The sequence below is a fragment of the Paenibacillus sp. IHB B 3415 genome (assembly GCF_000802655.2).
Lineage (GTDB): Bacteria > Bacillota > Bacilli > Paenibacillales > Paenibacillaceae > Paenibacillus_AQ > Paenibacillus_AQ phytohabitans.
The window spans coordinates 1-17,399 of sequence record NZ_JUEI01000073.1 but is presented as its reverse complement, the minus strand read 5'-3'; the positions used below and the strand labels follow the sequence as shown (position 1 = coordinate 17,399).

18 protein-coding genes and 1 riboswitch are annotated in these 17,399 nt (G+C 55.1%); of the genes, 15 read left to right on the top strand and 3 right to left on the bottom strand.

The window, feature by feature from the left end:
• Positions 1-23 precede the first annotated feature (23 nt).
• Both QW71_RS27515 and QW71_RS38290 read left to right on the top strand, forming a co-directional pair.
• The gene (locus QW71_RS27515) at positions 24-773 is read left to right on the top strand and encodes a DsbA family protein (RefSeq protein ID WP_235441567.1); all 750 of its coding nucleotides are present in this window, start codon (positions 24-26) and stop codon (positions 771-773) included.
• Between the two features lie 15 nt (positions 774-788).
• A complete protein-coding gene (locus QW71_RS38290) occupies positions 789-1,295 on the top strand; it encodes a DUF2569 domain-containing protein (protein ID WP_052770299.1) in 507 nt (168 codons plus the stop codon).
• Between the two features lie 179 nt (positions 1,296-1,474).
• Here QW71_RS38290 and asd read toward each other — a convergent pair whose 3' ends face one another.
• On the bottom strand, positions 1,475-2,266 hold the full coding sequence (gene asd / locus QW71_RS27505) for an archaetidylserine decarboxylase (protein WP_039307037.1): 792 nt from the start codon (positions 2,264-2,266) through the stop codon (positions 1,475-1,477).
• A gap of 91 nt (positions 2,267-2,357) precedes the next feature.
• Positions 2,358-3,455 carry a YheC/YheD family protein gene (locus tag QW71_RS27500; RefSeq protein WP_039306890.1) on the bottom strand — a complete coding sequence of 366 codons (1,098 nt, stop codon included), beginning with the start codon at positions 3,453-3,455 and terminating at the stop codon, positions 2,358-2,360.
• Between the two features lie 252 nt (positions 3,456-3,707).
• Here QW71_RS27500 and QW71_RS41540 point away from each other — a divergent pair, with 252 nt between their 5' ends.
• The 7 genes from QW71_RS41540 (at position 3,708) to QW71_RS27465 (ending at position 12,287) form a co-directional block, all read left to right on the top strand.
• Positions 3,708-8,048, top strand: coding sequence for a hypothetical protein (locus tag QW71_RS41540; RefSeq protein WP_039306887.1), 4,341 nt, complete (start codon positions 3,708-3,710; stop codon positions 8,046-8,048).
• Positions 8,035-8,646, top strand: a complete 612-nt coding sequence (locus QW71_RS41880; protein ID WP_268794635.1) for a WIAG-tail domain — start codon at positions 8,035-8,037, stop codon at positions 8,644-8,646. The genes QW71_RS41540 and QW71_RS41880 overlap by 14 nt, the downstream gene beginning before the upstream one ends.
• 214 nt (positions 8,647-8,860) lie before the next feature.
• Positions 8,861-9,709: a glycosyltransferase family 2 protein gene (locus QW71_RS27485; RefSeq protein WP_039306882.1), complete on the top strand. Its 849-nt coding sequence runs from the start codon at positions 8,861-8,863 to the stop codon at positions 9,707-9,709.
• Complete coding sequence (locus QW71_RS40640; protein WP_039306879.1) at positions 9,706-10,053, top strand: hypothetical protein; 348 nt, start codon at positions 9,706-9,708, stop codon at positions 10,051-10,053. The genes QW71_RS27485 and QW71_RS40640 overlap by 4 nt, the downstream gene beginning before the upstream one ends.
• 13 nt (positions 10,054-10,066) lie before the next feature.
• Entirely contained in the window at positions 10,067-10,774 is a 708-nt protein-coding gene (locus QW71_RS27475; protein WP_160311846.1) for a glycosyltransferase family A protein, read from the top strand.
• Complete coding sequence (locus QW71_RS27470) at positions 10,771-11,508, top strand: glycosyltransferase family 2 protein (protein WP_039306874.1); 738 nt, start codon at positions 10,771-10,773, stop codon at positions 11,506-11,508. The genes QW71_RS27475 and QW71_RS27470 overlap by 4 nt, the downstream gene beginning before the upstream one ends.
• A gap of 47 nt (positions 11,509-11,555) precedes the next feature.
• Positions 11,556-12,287, top strand: a complete 732-nt coding sequence (locus QW71_RS27465; protein ID WP_039306872.1) for a sugar phosphate nucleotidyltransferase — start codon at positions 11,556-11,558, stop codon at positions 12,285-12,287.
• A gap of 26 nt (positions 12,288-12,313) precedes the next feature.
• Here QW71_RS27465 and QW71_RS27460 read toward each other — a convergent pair whose 3' ends face one another.
• Positions 12,314-12,880, bottom strand: a complete 567-nt coding sequence (locus QW71_RS27460; RefSeq protein ID WP_047014014.1) for a GNAT family N-acetyltransferase — start codon at positions 12,878-12,880, stop codon at positions 12,314-12,316.
• Positions 12,881-13,441: 561 nt separating this feature from the next.
• On the opposite strand from QW71_RS27460, the gene QW71_RS27450 reads away from it, so the two are divergent.
• From QW71_RS27450 to QW71_RS27425, 6 genes are all read left to right on the top strand, one after another.
• Positions 13,442-13,735 (top strand): nucleoside-diphosphate sugar epimerase, encoded by a 294-nt coding sequence (locus tag QW71_RS27450; protein WP_081751236.1) that lies wholly within the window; start codon positions 13,442-13,444, stop codon positions 13,733-13,735.
• Positions 13,736-13,762: 27 nt separating this feature from the next.
• Positions 13,763-14,104, top strand: a complete 342-nt coding sequence (locus QW71_RS27445; RefSeq protein WP_039306867.1) for a hypothetical protein — start codon at positions 13,763-13,765, stop codon at positions 14,102-14,104.
• A complete protein-coding gene (locus QW71_RS27440; RefSeq protein WP_039306864.1) occupies positions 14,101-14,391 on the top strand; it encodes a hypothetical protein in 291 nt (96 codons plus the stop codon). The genes QW71_RS27445 and QW71_RS27440 overlap by 4 nt, the downstream gene beginning before the upstream one ends.
• A 20-nt stretch (positions 14,392-14,411) precedes the next feature.
• The gene (locus QW71_RS41530; RefSeq protein WP_216626658.1) at positions 14,412-14,816 is read left to right on the top strand and encodes a hypothetical protein; all 405 of its coding nucleotides are present in this window, start codon (positions 14,412-14,414) and stop codon (positions 14,814-14,816) included.
• A gap of 180 nt (positions 14,817-14,996) precedes the next feature.
• Positions 14,997-15,521, top strand: a complete 525-nt coding sequence (locus QW71_RS27430) for a GNAT family N-acetyltransferase (protein WP_039306861.1) — start codon at positions 14,997-14,999, stop codon at positions 15,519-15,521.
• 139 nt (positions 15,522-15,660) lie between these two features.
• Positions 15,661-15,759: riboswitch (purine riboswitch) on the top strand.
• A gap of 63 nt (positions 15,760-15,822) precedes the next feature.
• A complete protein-coding gene (locus QW71_RS27425; protein ID WP_039306857.1) occupies positions 15,823-17,160 on the top strand; it encodes a 5'-deoxyadenosine deaminase in 1,338 nt (445 codons plus the stop codon).
• Positions 17,161-17,399: the final 239 nt, after the last annotated feature.

The following is a 17,399-nucleotide window of genomic DNA, read 5'->3' as shown; positions in this document are numbered from 1 at the left end:
CCTTCTAAAGGAGCAAAATTAGCTTGTCAAATCATGTGAACAAACGGAACAAAAATTCAAAGATGAGCAGAACAATGCTTATGGCTTCCGGTATTTTTGTAATTATTTTGATTGGATTAATATTGATTATCGTCATAGATCATACATCAGGGAAGTCGTATTCAGTGGAGGAAATGCCTAATTACACTCAGATTAAGGGCGAATATCAAGCTGAAGGGCTAAAGTATGAAAAACAGCCTCATCTTGGCGATTCCCAGGCAAAAGTAAAAGTTGTAGAATTTGCCGATTTTAAATGCCCAGCCTGCAAGAAATGGAAAGAATCGAACATGCAGCGCTTCATAAGTGAGTTTGTAGATTCAGGAAAGGTTGAGCTTTTCTTTATTAACTACGCGTTTATAGACCGTGACTCTATTCTTGCCGCGAGTGCAGGGGAAGCTATCGCCAAACAGGATAACGATAAGTTCTGGGAGTTCTATGATGTACTGTACGGACACCAAGGCGATGAAAGTAAAATTTGGGCCACAGAGTCTTTCCTTCTAGATTTGGTGAAGGAAAACATAAACGGCATCGATTACAGTTTGTTCGAGAAAGATTTGAAGGAACATACATATATGCTGGATGTGAAAGAGGATTACAAAACAGCCGGTCATTATGGGGTTAACGGTACACCGCAATTTATGGTGAACGGAAAGCTGTTGCCGGATTCCTCTTATGAAGGATTGGCTAATGCCATTAACGAACAACTGGAAGCTACAGCCTCTTCGCCGCAATAAAGGAGGAATAAGAAATTGGAAATCGAGGTTCAAAAGGAACCCCAAACCTATGCCCCACTCGGCCCTTCGGGTCTTGGAGGCTGGCTGGTGCTTGTGCAGATCGGATTAATCGCAACATTGTTTCAGGTGGCTTTTCAACTGCTGAATTACAATCTCCCCAGCTTTGGCCGGGAGTATTGGGATATTCTGGCTTCACCACAAGGAGAAATGTACCATCCGCTATGGGCTCCTCTGATCGTGTTTGAAGCCGCTGCAAATGTGCTGCTGCTGGTGCTTACTGTGTTTACTTTAGTTCTGTTGTACCGGAAAAAGGCATTTTTGCCGCGCGTTATTATTCTGCTGTATTCTGCCAACCTGCTGATAGGAATCATTGATTACATTTTAATCATGAATATACCGGTTGCTAGCGAGCTGGAAGACGGCAGCAGTCTGCGTGATCTTATAAGAGCGGCCCTCACCTGTGCTCTATGGGTGGCTTATTTCCGCAAATCGGAGCGGGTAAGGAATACCTTTATACGGTAAATATACGATTAACGCAGGAGTCATCCGGTCCGGATGATATTGCGAAGGGTTTCTTCAACCCCAAAATAAAGCCCCGCACAAGATACACTCACGTATCCTTGTGCGGGGCTTTGTCTGTCCAGAAAGCTCTGTTTGGTTTCATCTTAGTTGTTTCATTCAAGCCGGACTCTGCCCGGCAGCTAAGTAGCCCGCTGCATCTCACCCAGCAGCTCTCCCATCTTCACCTTCGTGTCTACGGTAAGCCCGGGGCGCGGGGTGAAGGTGCCGCTCTCCAGCAGCAGGACTACGGTAGAGCCGAACTCGAAATAGGCCAGATCGTCGCCTATTTGCCATTCAGTAGCGGATTCATCCGTGTAGCGGATACTGCTCACATTCATTGCGCCTACCTTGACCACGGCGGTTTCGCCATAGTTGCCGGCTATATAAGTAATCAGCCGTTCGTTGCGGCTCAGGACACTCTTCATATGCCGCATGCCGAAATCATTCACGGGATAAGCCCGCCCGCGGATATAATCGCTCTCCCGCAGCTGTCCGGTTAACGGGGAATGAATCCGGTGATAATCGGTGGGGCTCAGGTAGAGGACGAAATAGTAGCCTTTTTTATACAATTCGAGGTGTGGCGAATGATTAAGCAAATCCTCCAGCGTATAATCCTGACCCTTCACATTCATTATTGTTCCGCAGTTAATGTCGCCCATTGCCGTAATCATGGCATCCACAGGACTTGCCACAGCCTGTTCACCGCTTGCCACCGGCCGCATTCCCGGCTTCAGGCGTCTGCTGAAGAATTCATTAAGTGTACGGTATTCTCCGGCAGTCTTCTCCGCCTCGGCGGCAGGAATATGATAGGAACGAATAAATACCGGAATCATAAAGCGGCTGAGTCTGCTATGGGAAAAAGCGCCCATTACCCGGGAAAGCCATCTGTGTGAGGATAGCTCGGTCATCAGCCGCAGCAATTGTTTAACCATGCCCATCTCCCTTCCATCATGCAGCAGCAAGGTCCCGGTAGCCAAGGACCTCACCCGCTCTGCATTATATTGACATAGAATAGAAGACAAATCAATAAGAGTTATGCCGTGCAGCCTCTTCATACAGGTATCTGGCATAGCCCATCGGGCGGCGGTAGCTTTCTTTCCAGATGGGGCCGAGCCCGGCTTTCTTGAAACCGTAACGCTGGTCGCGCCCGTTGCATTCGATGAAATATAAGCGTCCGCTCCCCGTAACCCCGATGTCCAGACCGATATCGGCAAGGCCCGGGAGGCTCTGCTCCAGCTCACGGGCAATGGCGAGACTGAGGGAGAGGACTGACATGCGGATCCGCGCGGCTGCTTCGCCGGGGAAAGCCTTTTCCAGAGCGAAGGATGAACTCAGTGCTTCGCCTCCCCTGGCGATGTTGGACACGAAGCCGCCCGGTGCAGCCAGCTTGGCGAACATGCCGGTCACCTGCCAGTCTCCGCCCCAGCCGCGCTGTACAGTAATACGCAGATCAAAGGGGCGGCCGCTTATCTCAGCCAGTGGTATCCGCTCCTGCACCAGGTACGGTACCGAAGAGAGTCTGGCGCGGAGTGCCCGGGGGATGGCGCCCTGATTCACCGGCACACTGTACCAGCGTCTTGAGCCGTTAGGAGAGTAGCTCCATTTCCACCGCCCGGCTCCGCTGATCCTTGTAAGACGCATAACCCCGTTGCCTACACTTCCCCGGCAAGGCTTAAGAATGAGATCCGGATAACTGTCCATCATTTCCTTCAGACCGGACATTCCGGCGGATGTGACTGGCAGAACCGTCTGCAGTTCCTGGTTTTGCTCCAGCAGGCCGTGAATCTGATCCTTGCCGTAGCGGTTGCATGTATTGTATACCTGAATACCCTGCCGGAGCAGCCGCTGGACGCCGCTGCTGCCCGGGTCATAGATCGCCCGGTTATGGATGACCTCCGGCGTCGGGATGACTTGACTCCGGTAGCCGTGCGGACCCTTTATATATGCCCTGCTGAAGCCGGTCTGCGTATCGATGCCGGACAGCTTCAGAAAGCAAGGGGTTAATCCGTATGCGGCGGTCGCCTCCTCGTAGTTGGCCAGAGATTCCTGTCCGGTTTTTAACCGGGGAACGCCCCCGTGCACAGCGGCATTTAGCAGTATCCCAACGAGCTTTTGCCCCATGTTCGTTCCTCCCGTTATCTTGAAGTAGCTTCCCGGCTGATTTTCGTCTCCTGTCATTGTATGTGTGTACGTGCCCGTCAGGGTTGGACGGATGCGCGGCGGCAGATGCCCTTTTTTGAAAGGCGAGAATGGATTTCTTTTGAACGCTACACCTTTTTCTTAACAAAGCTTAGCCGGGGGAATGGTGTCATCAGCCCATACTACTGCATATGATGCCTAGGAGAAACAACAGATGGAAGGAGGAGACTGCTTGTGAAGAGTTCCAAAAGAAATCAGCATCGCAGTTCAAAAAAACCGCTCTATTATGTAGATGATCCCAATAAGACTGAACTTAGCATGTTGAAAAGCAGTCCCAAAATACAAGAAGTGAAAGAATCTGCCGCCGTAGAAGCGGTGGATACAGTGGACCGGACGCTGCAGGTCAGCGGGGTGGAAATCCTGGAAGCGCCGGAGGCGGTCCAGCAGACGTTGCTTGAACCAGAGGCTATACAGGAAACGGTAGTGGAAGAGGATCAGGAGCAGCATGAGGATGTTGAATCTCTGGTGGAGCCGACTGTCATTGTACCCGTGGAAAAAGAGCGCCTGCAGCCTGTCTATACCGATGATCTGTCCGATGCGGCAGTCACCGGTGCCAAGATTGCTCCGCGCACGATTGACGGGTCCAAGCTGAAGTTCGGCATCATTGGTACGCCATGGCTGCAGGACTATGCCGTGCAGAACATCAACATCGCGGACAAGGCGATTACTTCCTCTAAGATTGCTCCGGAATCCATTGCCGGCGAGCATCTGGCGGAAGGCAGTATCAGCGGAGGGAAGCTGCTGGATCATTCCATTGGCGGAGAAAAGCTGAAGAATGGCAGCATCGGTCCGGAGAAGCTGGCGGACCGGATTATTGGCGGAGGGCAGATTGCCGATGGAGCCATCAGCAGCAGGCATCTCAGCGAGTTCATCATCACGGCGGAGCTGCTGGATGACGGTGCGGTTACCGGCGAGAAAATTCTCAGCAGCAGTATTGTCAGCCGCCACATCGGCAACGGCAGCATTGACCGCTCGAAATTGGCAGATGAAGCAATATCCGGTGACAAAATCGCCGATGGAGAGATCAGCGGCGTCAAGCTGGGCGACGCGGTGATTGAAGGCCGCCACGTAGGTGAAGGCGTCATTACATCGAAGCATCTGGCTCCTGGCGCAATTGGACGGGAACAGCTGGCTACCCGGCTGATTGGGAAAGAGCAGCTTCAGGCGGGCATCATTGACGGCGGGCATCTCGCGGACGCAGCAGTTGGATCACGGCAGATTAAGGAGAAGGCTGTCCGCAGCCAGCACTTAAGCCCGGAGAGCGTAAATGCGGAGCATATCGCTGACGGGGAAATTGGCAGCCGGCATCTGGCGGACCGCAGTATTTCATTCGTGAAGCTGGCAGAGGGTGCAGTGGGTACAACACAGCTGATCGAGCAGGCGGTAACTTCCTCCAAGATTGCGGACCAGAGCATCCTGCCGCATAAGCTGGCTGATGAAGCGGTAACTACACGCCATATCGCCAAATCTGCAGTACGCGGACCGCAAATTGCCCTGCAGGCCATCACCTCGGCTCATCTGCAGCGCGAAGCCGTAGACAATTCCCACCTGGCTATGGAATCCGTCGGATCTGTGCAGCTCCAGCAGCATGCCGTTCTTGCCGGACATTTGGCTCCCGGGGCCGTTACGGAAGAGCAGCTGGCGTATGACTCTGTTACGGGAGAACATCTTAGTCCCCAGAGTGTCAGCTCAACCAAGCTGGCGGACGGGAGTGTCATTTCCGCCAAGCTGGCCACCGGTGCGGTTGGCGGAAATGCCCTCGCCAGAGAAGCGGTAAGCGGAGAACATATCGCCGTCTGTGCCGTTGAAGAGAAGCATCTGGCCGATGGCAGCATCAGCAGCCGCGTGCTGCAGGAGGAAGCGGTTGACGCTGAACATCTTGCTCCGGGAGCTGTAGAACGCAGGCATCTCGGGGAAAATAGTGTAACTTCATCCGCCCTGCAGTCCGGTTCGGTATCGGGAGATAAGCTGGCTTCCGGAGCAGTGAAGGAGGCGCACCTTGCTGCCAGTATTGTACAGCCGCATCATTTGGCCGACCATGCGGTAACTTCATTGAAATTATCGCCGGAGAGTGTCTCGACAGACAAACTTGGCGATTTATCGGTTACCTCGATCAAGCTGGCGGACGGCAGTGTGAGTGCTTCAAAGCTGGCAGCTTTAGCCGTGCAGAGCGAACATTTAGCAGCAGGGGCCGTTGGACCGGATTCCATCAGCGATACTTCGGTGCAGGGCAGACATCTCGCGCCGGGAAGTGTGGGCGGAGCGCATATCCGTCCGATGTCGGTCGGTAACGGGCATATCATTCCTAGCTCTGTATCCTCTATCCAGATTCAGGATGGCAGCATCGGTGCCGCCAAGCTGGCGGAGGGTGCTGTAGCCGCCCGCCATCTCGCGGCCGGAAGTGTGGCTGGCAGCCACCTGGCTGAATCCTCGGTAGAAGGACAGCATATAGCCGGCGGCAGCATCAGCCTGACTCATCTGGCGGCAGAAGTCCGCAGCGGCGAGCTTCTGCCGGACGGCAGTATCAGCGGGGAGAAGCTGGCTCCGGGGGCTGTGGAATCCGTCCATCTGGCTCCGGACAGTGTGCAGACTATCCATTTGACGCCGGAAGCCGTAGAAGGGCAGCACATCCGTGCAGGCGAGATCACGCTGGCGCATCTGGCGAAAGAAGCGCGCAGTGCAGATCTTCTGCCGGATGGCAGCATCGTAGGCAGCAAGCTGGGAGCAGGCGCTGTAGGTGCATTTCATCTGGCGGCAGGCAGCGTGTATGGCGGCCATCTGGCTGCGGGTGCCGTAGACAGCCGTCATATCCGGCCCGGCAGCATCCAGCTGGCACATCTGTCCCAGGATGCACTGACCTCAGATCTGCTGCCGGATGGCAGCATTAGCAGCGAGAAGCTGGCTGCAGGTGCGGTAAGCTCGCTGAATCTGCAGCAGGAGAGCATCTATGGCGAGCATCTGGTAGACGGCATACTGCAGGAACGGCATTTGCATTCCGGCCTGATCAAGCTTGAGCATCTGGCAGATGAAACCCGGAGTGCGGAGCTGCTGCCGGACGGCAGTATTGGCGGAAGCAAGCTGGCGGCAGGTGCGGTAGGCTCCTTCCATCTGGCTGCGGGCAGCATCTATGGCGGTCATCTGGCTCCAGATGCTGTGGACAGCCGCCATATCCGCACCGGCAGCATCCAGCTTGCACATCTGGCTTCGGAGACGCTGAGCGCCGAGCTGCTGCCGGATGGCAGCATTGACGAAAGCAAGCTGGCTGTAGGAGCTGTACATTCACAGCATCTGCAGCTGGAGAGCATCCACGGCGAGCATCTTGCGGATGAATCGCTTGAGGAGCGGCATTTAAGTTCGGGTATCATTAAGCTTGTGCATCTGGCAGACGAAGTACGAAGTGCTGAGCTGTTGCCTGACGGCAGTATTGAAAGCAGCAAGCTGGCGGCAGAGGCAGTGGGGCCTCAGCATCTGAAGCCGCAGAGCGTCCACGGAGAGCATGTCGCGGATGGGTCGCTGGAAGGGCATCACTTGGCCTCCGGCAGCATCCTGCTGGAACATCTGGCGCAGGAAGTCCGCAGCTCTGAGCTGCTGCCGGACGGCAGTATCAGAGGAAGCAAGCTGGCCTCCGGCGCAGTGGGCTCTGTTCATCTGGCTTCCGGCAGCGTCTATGGCGGTCACCTGGCACCTGAAGCAGTGGACAGCTGCCATCTGCGCGCGGGCAGCATCAAGCGTGAGCATCTGGCTGAAGATACGCTGAGCTCAGAGCTGCTGGCAGACGGCAGTGTCGGAGGCAGCAAGCTGGCGGCAGGTGCAGTAGGTGCTCAGCATCTGCAGGAGCAGAGCATCCAGAGCGGACATCTGACAGACGGCGTACTGGAAGAGCGTCATTTGAGCAGCGGTATTGTAACGAAGCTGGAGCTTCTCGCAGCGGAGACTCGCAATGCAGGGCAGCTGGCAGATGGCAGCATCACCGGCAGTAAGCTGGCGGAAGGTGCAGTGGGTGCTCAGCATCTGCAGGAGCAGAGCATCCAGAGCGGACATCTGACAGACGGTGCGCTGGAAGAGCGTCATTTGAGCAGCGGCATTGTGAAGAAGCTGGAGCATCTCGCAGCGGAAACGCGCAATGCAGGGCAGCTGGCAGACGGCAGCATCACCGGCAGCAAGCTGGCGGCGCAATGCGGGGCAGCTGGCAGACGGCAGCATCACCGGCAGCAAGCTGGCGGCAGGCGCAGTAGGTGCCTATCATCTGGCTCCGGGGAGCGTATTCGGGGGCCATCTGGCCCTGGGCGCGGTAGACGGCCGCCATATCCGCTCCGGCAGCATCAGTCTGGACCATCTGGCCGAGGATACGCTGACCTCCGAGTTGCTGGCAGACGGCAGCATCACTGGCAGCAAGCTGGCGGCAGGCGCAGTAGGTGCCCAGCATCTGCAAGGGCAGAGCATCCAAGGCGCGCATCTGGCAGACGGCGCACTGGAAGAGCGTCATTTGAGCAGCGGCATTGTGAAAAAGCTTGAGCAGCTCACAGAGGAAACGCGCGGTGCAGGGCAGCTGACGGACGGCAGCATTACCGGCGAGAAGCTTGCTCTTGGCAGCATCGGAACCAAACATCTGACCGAAGGTTCGGTAGGGAGTGCAGAGCTTCAGGACGAAGCAGTGGATGCTTCCAAAATCACTTCATTTGCCATTCAATCCCGCCATCTGGAAGAAGACAGCGTGCAGAGCTATCATATTGCTCAAGGTGCGGTGACCGGAGACCATCTGGCGCCCGGATCGGTTAATCCCGAGCATCTGTCGTTCAGTCCGGTACAGAGTGCCGGGAACCGGGAGGTTCTGCAGCAGTTCGGCATGACGGCCTTCATGTTTAATGGAGACGCGCAGAGTGTTGAAGTAACCGTATCTTTTGATGAAAGCTTCGGCCATACCGGCTATGTGCTGGTCGCCATGACCAACCAGCCGTATTTCCATGCTTCGCTGAAGAACAGATCGGGCGGGGACGCGACGATTGAAGTAGTGCGCCTGCGCGAAACTCCTCACTTCTATGGAGTACTGTCCTGGATCGCCCTCGGTTCACCTCTGGTGAAGCCGGCTGCAGATCATCGTGTGTTTGATTAGAGCAGGAAGATGAACAATACAGAGCGCAGCCGGAGGCTGCGCTCTTTGTGTTGATAAGGCCGGCGGAATCCGGGTTCAACAGGGCTCCGGCAGCAGGAGGGCATTTGTCCAAATTTCTGCACGAAGGGAGACACTTGCCGTTACCCGGGACAGCGGATTACATAGACTGTGATGTAACCCTCAGCCCGGAGACCATGCCCTGCAAGGAAGGTGGATGAGCTTGAAGCACACACGTACATCTGCCCGCCGCACGGGGCGGCGGGCTTTGCAACCCAAGCGGCGGATTTCCCGGCCGGTGCGCTCTGCCGTGCCGTTCCCTGCGGCCAATCACCCCGCCCCCTATGTGTCGGTGATCATTCCGGCTATGAACGAAGCCGGAACGATTGGCAAGGTGATTGCCGGAGCCAGGGAAGTCCATCCCCGCTGTGAGGTTATTGTTGTGGTTAACGGTTCTGCCGACAATACGGCAGAGATTGCATTGTCACTGGGGGCGCATGTCATTCACTTCGAGCAGCCGCTCGGTCATGATGTGGGCCGCAGTGTTGGAGCAGAGGCAGCCAAAGGAGAGGTCCTGCTCTTCATTGACGGGGATTTTGCGCTTAACGCTTCACAGCTGCGTCCCTTTGTGGCCGCAGTCAGTCGTGGAACAGATGTGGCTCTGAATGATTACTCCGGTCCTGTCCGCCAGGAATTCCCGCATCCGGTGGTGCTCTCTAAGCATGTGCTCAACATTATGCTTGGCCGTCCGGACCTGAAGGGCTGTTCACTGACGGCGGTGCCTCATGCACTCAGCCGCAGAGCTCTTGCCTCTCTGGGGAGCGGCCTGTTGTCACGGCCGCCTCTGGCACACGCGCAGGCGGTGCTTGAGGGCCTGCAGGTGAAGGCCGTGCATAAGGTGCCGGTCGGCAGGCTGAATGCCGTACGGCCCAAGCAGGCGGGAACAGATCCCTTGCGTGAGGTTATTCTCACGGATCATCTGGATGCGGCAGGTCTGGTCCTTCAGCGCAGAGGCGAAAGAGCAGGCTTTATTGACGGCAACCGGCGAAGGGGGATGGTGAGATGACAGCCGCACCGGAACCTTCACCCGGACACCGGCAGGAGGTTCACGTATCTTCCCGTGTAAAAGCATCGGGCAGCGGCAGGGCTTCTGCCCGGCGTACCCGGCTGGGCGGCTCCGCCTCCCGGAGCAAGGCGGCCAAACCAGCCGCTGCTGCGCCCCGCCGGGGCACCGCCGCCAAAGCTGCAGCTGTCCGGCGGCCGGCGGCAGGGGCCGGCGGCAGGCAAAGCGGGTTCCCGCCGCACGGCAGCGGGGGCTTCTGCCGCCGGCAATGCTGCCGGCAGCGGAGCAGGACGGCAGCTGCCGGCTCTGCACGGTTCATTGTCAGTGGTTATCTCGGCCAGGAATGAGGAGCAGACCTTGTTGAAGCTGCTAGATCAGGTAACACGGCTCAAGCCGCTGGAGATTATTGTCGTGCTTAACGGCTGCAGCGACCGCAGCTTCCAGCGTACCCGGCTATGCCCACAGGCGACAATTGTGCATATTCCGGAATCTGCCGGACATGATGTGGGACGGTCGCTTGGCGCCAAGCTCAGCCGGGGGGATATTCTGCTGTTCCTGGACGGGGATATGGTGATTCCCGCCCGGCAAATGTCTCTTTTTGCGGAGGCGGTGGATGGCGGTGTTGATGTAGCCTTGAATGATCTTGATCATCTGCTGCCCCCCTTTGCCCTCAGTGATGCGGTTACCCGCTGCAAAATGTATCTGAATGCCGTACTGGGGCGGAGTGATCTGGGCGTCAGCTCGATGACAGCTGTTCCCCATGCCTTGTCAAGGAAGGCGCTGGAGCGGATCGGCTACCGTGAGCTTATGGTGCCGCCGAAAGCACATGCGCTCTCGATTATGCGGCAGCTGCGGGTGGAGAAGGCAGGCACGGTGAATGTGATCAAGCATAACCGGCTGCGCCAGAGCAACACAGGGGCCGGAAATGCGATGGAACAGCTAATCGCCGGCGATCATGCCGAGGCGCTGGCCCAGGTTCTTGGAGAGCAGCAGGCAAGCGGGCGGTTGTCCGAGGGCCATCTGCAGGAGCAACGCCGGCAGATGGCGGCGTGGAGGAATGCCCTATGACACTGACCAGCATTATTATTCCAACGTATAACAGGCTCGGCCTGCTGAGTTCCTGTGTTGAATCAATCAGGGCGTATACGGATTCACCCTATGAAATTATTGTAGTCGACAATGCTTCAAGTGACGAAACGGATGCTTACTGCCGCATGAATAAGCTGACCTTCGTTTCCCTTCCGGAGAACCGCGGCTTTCCGCTGGCCTGCAATCTGGGGCTGCAGCTGGCTGCGGGAGATGAGCTTTTGCTGCTGAACAATGATGTTATTGTGTCGCAGGGCTGGCTGGCGAATCTGAAGAGCGCTTTGTACAGCGCCCCGGATATCGGAATGGTCGGTCCGGTGACCAATTATGCCAGCGGGCGGCAGCAGGTGGAGACGGGTTATACGGATATTCCGGGTTATCATGCTGAAGCCCGTTTGGTGAATGCTCCGGATGCGGCGAAACGGCTGGAGGCCAGAAGGCTTGTAGGGCTGTGCTTATTATTTAAAAGAGAGCTCATGGATACCATCGGCCTGCTGGATGAACGCTTTTCACCGGGCCATTACGAGGATGATGATTACTGCTACCGCGCCAGACTGAAGGGGTACCGGCTGCTGATCGCGGGAGATTGTCTGGTGCATCATGAAGGCAGCTCCAGCTTCAAGGAAGTCTACTCTTCCTCACTTCAGGAGCTGGTGGAGCGTAACCGCAGATTATTTATGGAGAAATGGCATGTAGATCCCGCACAATTCATCTGAGGGGCCAGGCCAAAGGCTAAAGACATAGATAAAGAGGAGGAAAGTAAGTGAAAGGAGTCATACTGGCGGGCGGAACAGGAACAAGGCTTTACCCGTTGACCCGGCTTATGAACAAACATTTGCTTCCGGTCGGCAAATATCCTATGGTGTGTTACGGCATTGACCGGCTGCGCCGGGGGGGTATAACCGATATTCTCCTGGTCATCAGCAAACAGTCCGCAGGACAGTACACCGACTTTTTGGGCAGCGGTGCGGAATTTGGTGTATCCCTGACTTACAAAATCCAGGAAGCTGCAGGAGGCATCGCGGAAGCGCTCGAGCTGGCAGAAGGATTTATTTTGCCGGGGGAACGGTTTGTTGTGCTGCTTGGTGACAATCTTTTTATGGATGATCTGAAGCCTTATGTGGAGAGTTATCTGCAGCAGCCGCAGGGATCGGCGAAGGTGTTATTGAAACCGGTCGATGATGCGCGGAGATACGGGGTTCCGGTATTTGACAGCGGGGATTCGTCCCTGATTGCTTATATCGAAGAGAAGCCGGAGCATCCGAAGACTAAATTCTGTGTTACAGGCATTTATATGTATGACGAAGCGGTATTCGATATTATCCGCCGCGTATCCCCTTCCAAGAGGGGGGAGCTGGAAATTACCGACGTGAACAATATTTATGCCGCAGAGCGCAGGCTTAGTTATGATGTGCTCAAGGGCTGGTGGAGTGACGCGGGAACGTTCCAGTCCTTGCGCGAAGCCGGAGAAAAGCTGAGAGATACGCTGCCCTGAGGGCAGCGTTTTTTATAGATAAGTATTTATATATTTTGGGGTCCCCGCAAAATACCAGTATCATCATCGAAGCTAAAGGCGGGCTGGGCGATTCTCCACCAGAGCAGGTCTTCGGTCTCCCGGTATAGCTCTGCATCCAGATGCTGCAGCACGCGGTGCGAGGCAGTATTATCCTTCTCGGTATCCGCGATGATCCAGCGTGCATCCGGATGGTTGAAGATCCAGGCCGTGATGTGCCGCACTGCTTCCGTAGCGTAGCCTTGCCCCCGGTACCTCTCATCGATGACATAACCAAGGATGACCTCGCCTTGTTCATTCGGAACGCCCTTGAGAATGAGGAAACCGATAATCCGCTGCTCCTCCTGATGAATAAGGGCCCAATTGGTCAGCCACGGATAGTTCTGCTCATCCTGCAGAACCTTGGCGTGCCTCACCCGCATGGCATAGCGCATCTCTTCGTCATCCAGCAGGGTTTGGGATGCGGTTACGTTCAAGCCAAGCGCCTGCTCCAGCTCCGCGTAATTCACCAAGGCCAGTTCCAGCTCAGCTGCAGTCAGGGGCCGCAGATTCAGACGGTTGTCTGTAAGTTTCATAGATTACCTCCAGTTCCATTCCGGATACATAGATCCGGACAACTATAATAAAGCTCCAATTTCAGCCAAGCATAGTCTGCTGTTGAGCTGCTTGTCAATATTCTCCAGCCGGTAACCTTCCCGTAAGCCCTGGCCTTATCCGCTCCGCTCCAGTCCCACCAGTCCCCCCTCGAGTTCCCCTGCTACTGCCCTCGAGTTCCGCGCCAGTCCCCTCCATGCCCCTCCAGTCCCTCTCGCCGGAAGCAGTTGGATTTTCTCCACTTAATAATCCCGTTTTGTCTTCTGTATCCACCCTAAGTGGATAAAAGGCATTTAATTCTTCCCTAATGTACTTTTTTGCCCAGCCAATATAGAAATAGTTGTTCTTTTTCCACTTGTTGCTCTGATTCCCGGTCATTCGAATAAATTAGGTGACGTTTTTCCACTTAGCAGCCGTAGCACTTAGAGCCGAAGCGCTTAGCGGTCTTATGACACGCGGCCCTTCATAACTTGCGGAGCTTCTCCGGCACCGTCACGGCTGATGCCGCATATGCTGTAGCAGGGCGTTTGAGCAAAGGAGACATGAAGGTGCAGAGTAAAATTACAAAAGTCCTGCAGCACATGGCCCATACGCACGAACAGATGGCTCGGATTCTCGACGCCGAACGCCACGTAGCCGTCCGTATGTCGCAAATAGTTCACGATCTGCCGGATGCGGACCCTGATTTCGGCGGATTCAGTGGGCTGGTAGAAAGCTCAGGTCAGGTTAACAAGAACATTATTGCTTACTTGAATGCACTTGCCGATCTTGAAGAAGCGATGGCAGAGGGAGTAGGCAGAGTGATCAAGGAACTAAACGGTCAGGAAGAAGAGTAACGTGTAACCAGAGCAAGGAGGCGGAAGATGAGCAGAGAAAAGGCTTATCTGCAAATGCTGGAGTCGACCGCTGTAATCCAGTGGAACATCGCGATGATTCTCGAGGCCAAAGCGGTGGAAGCGGAAAAAGTGAAGCAGTGGACCCATCATCATATCCACGCTAGAGCATTCGACTCCCATGAAGACCAGTTGAAGGAATCACTCTCCATCCACGAAGTGATCGTAGAGATGGTGGAGGGGCTGACGAAGCTGGAGAACGGGCTGTACAGTAATCTGAAAGCAGTACTGGGCAGCGGTGAAGATGAGGGCGGCGGTGATTTCGGCGGAGACGGCGGGGATGGATTCAGCTTCGGAGACGATAGCAAATGAGCGGCGGGCTTCTCTCCGAACATGCCGTCAAGCTGGAGATGATCCGCTCGATCGCCCGCAGTCAAGCTGCGCTCGCAGCCATCCTCGAGAGCATTGCCGAAGTTACGGGGCAATCGGAGCTGACAGCCCGCAAGCTGAGCGACAATATCAGGATTCTGAGCGGGTACCAGAGTTCAATGTGCCGGATGATATCCGGCATTTCACTGCATGAGCCCAAACAGGGAATTCCTGCTGCGCCATGGCTGAGCAAGTATTGCTCAGAGGGTACCGCTGCAAGAAGTAGATGAAGTACAGGAGGAGTAGACTGATGAAGAGAAAGAGACTTGGCAAGCTGCGCTCAGGCAGCAAGGGCCGCAGACGCACGCTGCTGTTGTCACGGAAGACCAGGGTGCGCAGAGGCCTTGGACGCAAAACGCGCAGAGGACTGATCCGCAAGACGGGCAAGAGAGCGCCGCTGCTGCGCAAGAAAAGAAGACTCCGCCGCCGGCTTGTCCGCAGGGTGCATGTGGTTCAGCCGCCGGTACAGGTTGTTCCGGCAGTCGAAGCGCCGCCGGTAGCGCAGGTAGTCCCGCTCCCCCCGGATCTGGGCGTCCCTCCGGAGCTGCCGCCGGGAGACGCCTTTCAGCAGGGCTACACCGAAGCATACAACGTGGGATTCGACGCAGGTTTCGCCAAGGGCTTCGAGGACGGGCATAAGCTGGAGCTGGGCTGAGAGAGCAGCAGCCGTGGCCTAGAAGATGAGCGGCTATAGAGGTTGGCAAGTTCTCCTGCCGCCTCTATAGCTATGGACGATACTGGAAATGGCGGCCTATCGGAATTTTCGCCCGGATATGGTAGACTTCTTAACAGAACTTTACCGGGTTCAAATGCCGAAGGAAAGCGGGGACTATACATGATTGGGAATGAGATACGAAGAGCACAGAGCAATGAAATCGGAGAGATTATGGATCTGATTGCCAAATGTGTACAAGTTATGCAGGCAGGCGGAAGCGATCAATGGGATGAGAGCTATCCGAACCGTGAGATCATTGCAGCGGATATTGATACAGGCACATTATTTGTCTGTCTGGACAACGAAGCCATTGCCGGTATTATTGTGCTGGATGAGAATCAGGCGGAGCAATATGGGGCGATTGAATGGTTACAGCAGCAGGGGCCGCATCTGATCATGCACCGGCTCGCGGTTCATCCGGAGTTCCAAGGTAAAGGGATCGCCCGGCAGCTGATTGCTTTCGCTGAAGAGCACGCCCGTCACAGCGGGTATAGCAGTATTCGGATGGATACTTATGCGAAGAATGAACGGGTACTCAAAATTTATCCCTCGCTTGGCTATGTGCAGAGAGGCGAGATTCATTTTCCCGGCCGGGTAGCGGCTTTTCCTGTATTTGAGAAGGTGCTGACGGAGATTTCCGGCTAGTTCACGTTACGTTACATTACATATATAGGGTTAATAATAGCTGATAATTCATCTTAATCTGCTGAAAATAGTTTTGTGTTAATTTTTATAACTTATGTTGACAGAAAAGTTGTCTTTACTTTATGATGGGATTATTCAGAAGCAATTGAATAGTCCTTTTCGTATATCCTTAATAATTGGTTTAAGGGTCTCTACCGGGAACCGTAAATTTCTGGCTACGAAAATATGCTGAGGCATATTTTTGTGGCCTTTTTGTGTTAGTCATCAGCTGGACATCAACAAGGACAAGGGGGAATGGGTTATGGCGAACATCCTGATCAAGCATGCGGAGATTATTACAATGAACAAGCAAGAGGAGATTATATACGGGGATATCCGCATCAAGGATAATCTGATTGTGGAGATCGGCAGCGGCCTGGAGGCGCAGGGGGAAGAGACAGTAATGGATGCCAAGAACCGCACGGTAATTCCAGGCTTTGTGCAGACCCATATTCATCTGTGCCAGACACTGTTCCGCGGCAAAGGTGATGATCTGGAGCTGATGGACTGGCTGCGCAAGCGGATCTGGCCGCTGGAGGCGGCGCATGATGAGGAGTCACTGTATTATTCCGCTATGCTCGGCATTGGGGAGTTAATTACAAGCGGCACAACGACCATAGTGGATATGGAGACGGTGAATCATACAGACTTTGCCTTCCAGGCAATCGCGAAAAGCGGCATCCGCGCCCTGTCCGGCAAGGTGATGATGGATCAGAAGAATGCGGATGCACCGGCGGCGCTGCAGGAGGATACGGCAGCTTCTCTTCAGGAGAGCGTGGATCTGCTGGAGAAGTGGAATGGATATGGCAACGGGCGGATTCAATATGCGTTTTCCCCGCGTTTTGTCATTTCCTGCACGGAGACGCTGCTGAAAGAGGTGCGTAATCTCTCGGAGCATTACGGGGTCAAGGTGCACACCCATGCTTCCGAGAATCTGGGGGAGATCGAGATTGTGCAGGCAATGACCGGTATGCGTAACGTGGTGTATCTGGATCATCTGGGGCTGGCTAATGAGCGCCTGATTCTGGCCCACTGCGTCTGGCTCGATGAGGAGGAGAAGCGGATTCTGCGGGACCGCGGAGTTCATGTCAGCCACTGCCCGGGCTCCAACCTGAAGCTGGCCTCCGGCATCGCTGACACTCCGGGAATGCTGCATGATCACATCCATCTTAGCCTTGGCGCGGACGGTGCTCCATGCAACAACAACCTGGATATGTTCAATGAAATGCGTCTGGCGGCGGTGATCCAGAAGCCGCAGCATGGGCCGACCACGATGGACGCCAGAAGTGTGTTCCGGATGGCAACGATCGGCGGTGCGAAGGCGGTGGGCATGGAGGATCAGATCGGCAGCATCGAGGTTGGCAAAAAAGCCGATCTGGCGATCCTCAACCTGTACAATTTCCATACCTTCCCTTCCTATGATGTAGATCCGATCTCGCGGATTGTCTATTCCGCCACCCGTGCGGATGTGGAAACGACGATTGTGGACGGACAAATCCTGATGCATAAGGGCCTGCTGAAGACCGTCGATAAGGAAACTGTGCTCCATGAAGCTAACCGTTCCATCAAAAGACTGCTGGTGAACACTCCGCTGGGGTAATGTCTCTATTTCTGAAGCACGCTCAGGATCATCACACATATCGCTCTTAAGAGCTAACTAACCGGTGTTCCGGGAACAGAGCGGCAGGAAGTCGCAATATTCACCGCAATTGGAATCGGTGCGAACAGTGGGCAAGCCTCACGTTCAAGCTATATACTATGCAGGGGACTCAGGTCCTCTGTTTTTTTATGGCTTTAGCCAGTTGAGTGCGTGAAACGCGCGAAACAAAAAACCACCCG

Bases quoted from the DNA above. Each gene is read 5' to 3' on its own strand.
- QW71_RS27440 (WP_039306864.1), top strand. From the start codon at position 14,101: ATGAGCGGCGGGCTTCTCTCCGAACATGCCGTCAAGCTGGAGATGATC.
- QW71_RS27430 (WP_039306861.1), top strand. From the start codon at position 14,997: ATGATTGGGAATGAGATACGAAGAGCACAGAGCAATGAAATCGGAGAG.
- QW71_RS41530 (WP_216626658.1), top strand. From the start codon at position 14,412: ATGAAGAGAAAGAGACTTGGCAAGCTGCGCTCAGGCAGCAAGGGCCGC.
- QW71_RS27500 (WP_039306890.1), bottom strand. From the start codon at position 3,455: ATGGGGCAAAAGCTCGTTGGGATACTGCTAAATGCCGCTGTGCACGGG.
- QW71_RS27450 (WP_081751236.1), top strand. From the start codon at position 13,442: ATGAAGGTGCAGAGTAAAATTACAAAAGTCCTGCAGCACATGGCCCAT.
- QW71_RS40640 (WP_039306879.1), top strand. From the start codon at position 9,706: ATGACAGCCGCACCGGAACCTTCACCCGGACACCGGCAGGAGGTTCAC.
- QW71_RS27460 (WP_047014014.1), bottom strand. From the start codon at position 12,880: ATGAAACTTACAGACAACCGTCTGAATCTGCGGCCCCTGACTGCAGCT.
- QW71_RS27485 (WP_039306882.1), top strand. From the start codon at position 8,861: ATGAGCTTGAAGCACACACGTACATCTGCCCGCCGCACGGGGCGGCGG.
- asd (WP_039307037.1), bottom strand. From the start codon at position 2,266: ATGGTTAAACAATTGCTGCGGCTGATGACCGAGCTATCCTCACACAGA.
- QW71_RS27425 (WP_039306857.1), top strand. From the start codon at position 15,823: ATGGCGAACATCCTGATCAAGCATGCGGAGATTATTACAATGAACAAG.
- QW71_RS27470 (WP_039306874.1), top strand. From the start codon at position 10,771: ATGACACTGACCAGCATTATTATTCCAACGTATAACAGGCTCGGCCTG.
- QW71_RS27445 (WP_039306867.1), top strand. From the start codon at position 13,763: ATGAGCAGAGAAAAGGCTTATCTGCAAATGCTGGAGTCGACCGCTGTA.